Origin of the sequence: Streptomyces sp. NPDC048603, from assembly GCF_043199475.1 — a bacterium.
Lineage (GTDB): Bacteria > Actinomycetota > Actinomycetes > Streptomycetales > Streptomycetaceae > Streptomyces.
Window position 1 is genome coordinate 192254 of record NZ_JBICVY010000015.1, and the last position, 6131, is coordinate 198384.

Below are 6131 nucleotides of genomic sequence, written 5' to 3' on the forward strand. Positions count from 1 at the left end.
GCCCCGGGCCGAGCGGGCGCCGTTCAACCTCCGTTCACCCGGAAAAGGATCAAGCGCGCCCACCCCCGACCGCTCTGGTGCACATGTCGATCACGTGGCATCGTCCCTGTGGGCCCCGCGCACCCACCCACCGCGCGCCGGCCCACGCAGCAGTAGCCACGCACACGACGCCACGCACACGAAGCGCGCAGCCGCACACCCCGGGAGCCGACCCATGACCGAAGCCAGTCCGTCCGCCGAGGCCGCCCCCCTCTGGACCCCGGGCCCCGACCGCATCGCCGACGCCCGGATCACCGCCTTCCAGGCCTGGGCCGCCGAACACCACGGCGCCCCCGCCGACGGCGGCTACCCGAGCCTGCACCGCTGGTCCGTGGACGAGCTCCCCGCCTTCTGGCAGGCCCTCGCCGAGTGGTTCGACGTACGTTTCGCCACCCCGCCCACCCAGGTCCTCGCCGACCGGTCCATGCCCGGCGCCCAGTGGTTCCCCGGTGCCACCCTCAACTACGCCGAGCACGCCCTGCGCACAGCCGGGGACCCCGCCCGCGCCGACGACCCCGCCCTGCTCCACGTCGACGAGACCCACGACCCGGTCCCCGTCACCTGGGCGGAGCTCCGCCGGCAGGTCGGCTCCCTCGCCGCAGAGCTGCGCGCCCTCGGCGTCCGCCCCGGCGACCGGGTCAGCGGCTACCTCCCCAACGTCCCCGAGGCCGTCGTCGCCCTCCTGGCGACCGCCGCCGTCGGCGGAGTGTGGACCTCCTGCGCCCCCGACTTCGGCGCCCGCAGCGTCCTGGACCGCTTCCAGCAGGTCGAACCCGTCGTCCTGTTCACCGTCGACGGCTACCGCTACGGCGGCAAGGAGCACGACCGCCGCGACACCGTCGCCGAGCTCCGCCGCGAGCTCCCCACCCTGCGCGCCGTCGTGCACATCCCGCTGCTCGGCACGCCGGCCCCCGAGGGCACCCTGGAGTGGTCGGCCCTTACCTCCGCCGACACCGCGCCGGTGTTCGAGCAGGTCCCCTTCGACCATCCGCTGTGGGTCCTCTACTCCTCCGGCACCACCGGCCTGCCCAAGGCCATCGTGCAGTCCCAGGGCGGCATCCTGCTGGAGCACCTCAAGCAGATCGGCCTGCACTGCGACCTCGGCCCCGGGGACCGCTTCTTCTGGTACACCTCCACCGGCTGGATGATGTGGAACTTCCTCGTCTCCGGCCTCCTCACCGGCACGACCGTGGTCCTCTACGACGGCAGCCCCGGCTTCCCCGACACCGGGGCCCAGTGGCGCATCGCCGAACGCACCGGCGCCACCTTCTACGGCACCTCCGCCGCGTACGTCATGGCCTGCAAGAAGGCCGAGGTGCACCCCGCCCGGGACTTCGACCTCTCCGCCGTGAAGTGCGTGGCCACCACCGGCTCCCCGCTGCCGCCCGACGGGTTCCGCTGGCTGCACGACGAGGTCGCCGGGGACCTGTGGATCGCCTCCGTCAGCGGTGGCACCGACGTCTGCAGCTGCTTCGCCGGCGCCGTCCCGACCCTTCCGGTGCACATCGGCGAGCTGCAGGCCGCCTGCCTCGGCACGGACCTCCAGTCCTGGGACCCCTCCGGCAAGCCCCTCATCGGCGAGGTCGGCGAGCTGATCGTCGCCAACCCCATGCCGTCCATGCCGATCCGCTTCTGGAACGACCCCGACGGCAGCCGCTACCGCGACAGCTACTTCGAGATGTTCCCCGGCGCCTGGCGGCACGGGGACTGGATCACCATCACCGACCACGGCTCCGTGATCATCCACGGCCGCTCCGACTCCACCCTGAACCGGCAGGGGGTCCGGATGGGCTCGGCCGACATCTACGAAGCCGTCGAGCGCCTGCCGGAGATCAAGGAATCCCTGGTCATCGGCCTGGAGGAGCCGAACGGCGGCTACTGGATGCCGCTGTTCGTGCACCTCGCACCCGGCGCCACCCTGGACGACGCCCTGAGGGCCCGGATCAAGTCGACCATCCGTGCGGAGCTCTCCCCGCGGCACGTGCCCGACGAGATCATCGAGGTGCCCGGCATCCCGCACACCCTCACCGGCAAGCGCATCGAGGTCCCGGTCAAGCGCCTCCTCCAGGGCACCCCACTGGAGAAGGCGGTGAACCCGGGCTCCGTCGACAACCTCGACCTGCTGCGCTTCTACGCCGAACTGGCCCGCACCCGCCGGGCCTGAGGGCACCAGCCCGCACGGCGACGGCCAGGAGCGCAGTCACTGTCAGTGGTCATGGTTACCGTGAGTGAGTAGTAGTCGGGCGCATCCGCGCCTCGTGCCACTCAGGGGGGAACCATGCCCAAGAACCGGACCCGAGCCACCACCCGAACCGGTCCCCGGACCGTGACCACCATCCGCCGCGGCCTGCGCCGCGAAGCACCCAGCACGGTCGGCCTGCTCGCCGACCCCGTGGACTTCGCGGCCATGCGCGGCTACCGCAGCTTCACCTTCGAGGACCACCAGGAATACCTCGGCCATGTCGACGAGCTCCTGAAATCCCTCGCCGCCGAGGGCATCCACACCACCGTCGCCCTGTTCGACGCGGAGGAGTACGCCGAGTACTGCGCGGAGGAGGGCCTCGACCCGGACACCCCAGAGGCCCGCGCCCGCTTCACCGCCGAACTGGCCGGCGCCGGTGCGGGCCTCCCGTACGCCGGACAGCCCATCGGCGAACTCGTCCCGCTCCTCGTCGACGAAGCGCTCCGCCAGGCCACCCGGGAGTACGCCACCCTCTTCCTGGCAGGCCTCGGCGACTGCGCCGAGTGCGGCGAGGACATCGGCCGGGCCTGCTTCGAGCAGGCCGGCCGCGCCGTCCACCAGCTCCTGGCCGGCGCCGGCCCGGGCCGCCACCACCTCGTCTGCAGCGTCCCGGCGGAGGAGGAACACCTCATCGCCGTCCTCCACGCGGACACCGGCGACGCCCACGACCCGGCCGGCTCACCGCCCCGCCTCCACGACCGGGACGGCGCCGACTTCAAGGCCGTGCTCGCCGCCGGACTCGCCCTCGGCACCACCGGGGGACTGGTCCTCCGCAGCACCACCGAGGGATTCCGCGACCGGGTCCACGGCTGGCGCCTGGCGCACGGCACGCTCGTCCCGCTCTCCGCCGCCGAGGTGTTCAACGCCTACTGCACCGACGCCGACACCGGCGAACCCGTAGCCCCCGAACCGGACGTCGAATACTGCCCGGGCTACCGGATCGACATCCCCCATCCACATCACTGAAGGTGATGCACAGCTGAAGGGCAGGTGAAAGGCCGAGGGGCCTCCGCCACCAACGGCGAAGACCCCTCGGCCCGACCACCCGAACGCACGACCCCCGGCTACTCGCCGGACAGCACCGCCTGCGCGGCCAGCCGCGCCTCTTCGGCGGAGTCCGCCGCACGCGCCGCAGCGGCGGCCCGCTCGCACTGCGCCAGCGTGTGCTTCGCGAGCGTCGCCCGCACGTACGGAATGGACGCGGCACCCATCGACAGGGAGGTGACACCCAGACCGGTCAGCACACAGGCCAGCAGCGGATCCGACGCGGCCTCACCACAGACACCACAGCTCTTGCCCTCCGCCCGGGCTGCCTCGGCCGACATGGCGATCAGGTCCAGCAGCGCCGGCTGCCACGGGTCCTGCAGCCGCGACACCGCACCCACCTGACGGTCGGCGGCGAAGGTGTACTGGGCGAGGTCGTTCGTGCCCAGCGACAGGAACTCGACCTCCTGGAGGATCGACCGCGCCCGCAGCGCGGCCGACGGGATCTCCACCATCGCGCCGAACTTCGCCCGCAGACCGGCCTCACGGCACGCGTCCGCGAACGCGCGCGCGTCGGTCCGGTCGGCCACCATCGGGGCCATCACCTCGAGGTAGACAGGAAGCCCCTCGGCCGCCTTCGCGAGCGCGGTCAGCTGCGTCCGCAGCACCTCAGGGTGATCCAGCAGGGTACGCAGACCGCGTACGCCCAGCGCCGGGTTCGGCTCGTCGCCCGGAGTGAGGAAGTCCAGCGGCTTGTCGGCACCGGCGTCCAGCACCCGCACGACGACCCGGCCCTCGGGGAACGCCTCCAGCACCTTGCGGTACGACTCGATCTGCTTCTCCTCGGACGGCGCCTTCTTGCTGTCGTCCAGGAACAGGAACTCGGTGCGGAACAGGCCCACACCCTCGGCACCCGCCTCCACCGCCGCCGGGACGTCAGCCGGCCCGCCGACGTTCGCCAGCAGCGGCACCTTGTGCCCGTCGGAAGTGGCACCCGGTCCGGAGGACGCCGCCAGCGCCGCCTTCCGCTCCGCCGCGGCCGCCGTGAGCTCGGCCTTCTTCTCCTCACCCGGCTCCACGAAGATCTCACCGGTGGACCCGTCCACCGCGATGACCGTGCCCTCCGCCAGCTCACCGGCACCCGGCAGTGCCACCACGGCCGGCACGCCCAGCGCCCGGGCGAGGATCGCGCTGTGACTGGTCGGCCCGCCCTCCTCGGTCACGAAACCGAGCACCAGAGCCGGGTCCAGCAGAGCCGTGTCGGCAGGCGCCAGGTCCCGAGCGATCAGAACGTACGGCTCGTCACTGTCCGGGACACCCGGCATCGGCACACCCAGCAGCCGCGCCACGATCCGGTTCCGCACGTCGTCCAGGTCCGCGACCCGGCCCGCCATGTACTCGCCGGCCCCGGCGAGCAGCTCCCGGTACGCGGCGAACGCGTCGTAGATGCCGCGCTCGGCGGTGCTGCCGACGGCGATCCGCCGGTCCACGTCCGCCATCAGCTCGGGATCCTCAGCGATCATGGCCTGCGCCTCGAGCACGTGCTGGGCCTCGCCACCCGCGAGCTGGCCGCGCGCGATCAGGTCGGCGGCCACCGCCTTCACGGCCTGGCGGGCGCGCCCCTGTTCGCGCTCCGCCTCCTCCGGGGCGATCCGCCTGGCCGGCGGCTCCAGCACCGCCGTCCCCATGTGCCGCACCTCGCCGATCGCGACACCGTGGCTGACGCCGACGCCTCGCAGCGTTGTCTCCATTTCACCTGTCTCCGATAGAGCGGCGGGCCTGACCGCCGCGATGGATGTACGACTCGCCCGTGAAGGCGGATACCTCAGGCGGACGTCACCGCCAGCTGAAGAGCTGGTCTCCGGCCTTCACGTCCCCTTCCACCCGGACATCGCCGAGGGAGTCGCCGGTTGCCTCGAGCGCCACGACCGGACTGATCGGAGACTTGCCGGCCTGCTCGACGGCGGCGGGGTTCCAGCGCACGACGGCCTGGCCCCGGGTCACGGTGTCGCCCTTGTTCACCAGCAGCTCGAACCCCTCGCCGTTGAGCTGCACCGTGTCGATCCCGAGGTGCGTGAGCACACCGTGGCCCTCGGAGTCCACGACGACGAACGCGTGCGGGTGCAGGGAGACGACCACACCGTCGACGGGGGACACCGCCTCGGAGGGCTCGCGCACCGGGTCGATGGCGGTGCCCGGTCCCACCATGGCGCCGGAGAACACCGGATCCGGCACAGCCGCGAGTCCGATGGCGATCCCGGCAAGAGGGGACGTCACGTTGGTCATTGGGGCCTCCCAGAGGTGGGGCTGCTGGTGCCGCCGTCACTGTCTGTCGCGAACGGCGTACTCGTCAGAAGGATATGTCAAGGGATGTACCGGTTAGCCCGGTATAACACCCGGTCCGGACCGACCCGTCGGCACCCTTCGGCGGCCTTCGGCACCCTTACGACACGGAGACTAGTGGACTAGACCGGTGGACTAGACCATACGCCCTGAGTTGATTTGCCTGCCCCCAACTCGGGGTGTAGTCTCGTGAGTCCTGCCTGACCCCATCATGTGAATCACGCATGAACATCGGTCGGCGGGCATCCCAACTTCTTCAGTTGATCTTGACCTCTTTCGATCGCCTCCGCATCTCCGCGGCCGGTGGTCAGCGGGACGGAAAAACACTGATAGGGTCGGAAACCGCTGAAAGGGAAAAGCGAAAGTGAATCCCGGAAAGCAGCCGAGGAAATCGGAACCGAAAAGGTCTGATAGAGTCGGAACCGCCTGAAGGGAAAAGCGCGAAAGCGCCGGAACCGGAAAGCACCGAGGAAATCGGGTCCGAAAAGATCTGATAGAGTCGGAAACGCAAGAACGAAGGAAG

Annotated in this window: 5 protein-coding genes; 2 read left to right on the forward strand and 3 right to left on the reverse strand. The window is 71.0% G+C overall.

The annotated features are described in order from the left end of the window. Positions 1-214: 214 nt before the first annotated feature. Positions 215-2203: an acetoacetate--CoA ligase gene (locus ACGFQ9_RS32110; protein ID WP_393578726.1), complete on the forward strand. Its 1989-nt coding sequence runs from the start codon at positions 215-217 to the stop codon at positions 2201-2203. Positions 2204-2317: 114 nt separating this feature from the next. Beyond that, positions 2318-3247 (forward strand): hypothetical protein, encoded by a 930-nt coding sequence (locus ACGFQ9_RS32115; RefSeq protein WP_393578728.1) that lies wholly within the window; start codon positions 2318-2320, stop codon positions 3245-3247. Positions 3248-3345: 98 nt separating this feature from the next. On the opposite strand, the gene ptsP is transcribed toward ACGFQ9_RS32115, so the two are convergent. The 3 genes from ptsP to ACGFQ9_RS32130 form a co-directional block, all read right to left on the reverse strand. Further along, positions 3346-5016 carry a phosphoenolpyruvate--protein phosphotransferase gene (gene ptsP, locus ACGFQ9_RS32120; RefSeq protein ID WP_393578729.1) on the reverse strand — a complete coding sequence of 557 codons (1671 nt, stop codon included), beginning with the start codon at positions 5014-5016 and terminating at the stop codon, positions 3346-3348. An 85-nt stretch (positions 5017-5101) separates the two neighbouring features. Then, complete coding sequence (locus ACGFQ9_RS32125) at positions 5102-5551, reverse strand: PTS glucose transporter subunit IIA (RefSeq protein WP_393578731.1); 450 nt, start codon at positions 5549-5551, stop codon at positions 5102-5104. Between the two features lie 275 nt (positions 5552-5826). Further along, positions 5827-6131 (reverse strand): hypothetical protein (locus ACGFQ9_RS32130; protein ID WP_393578733.1); only part of this gene is annotated, 305 nt, incomplete at its 5' end.

Coding starts and splice junctions, on each gene's coding strand:
- ACGFQ9_RS32110 (WP_393578726.1), top strand. CDS start 215: ATGACCGAAGCCAGTCCGTCCGCCGAGGCCGCCCCCCTCTGGACCCCG.
- ACGFQ9_RS32115 (WP_393578728.1), top strand. CDS start 2,318: ATGCCCAAGAACCGGACCCGAGCCACCACCCGAACCGGTCCCCGGACC.
- ptsP (WP_393578729.1), bottom strand. CDS start 5,016: ATGGAGACAACGCTGCGAGGCGTCGGCGTCAGCCACGGTGTCGCGATC.
- ACGFQ9_RS32125 (WP_393578731.1), bottom strand. CDS start 5,551: ATGACCAACGTGACGTCCCCTCTTGCCGGGATCGCCATCGGACTCGCG.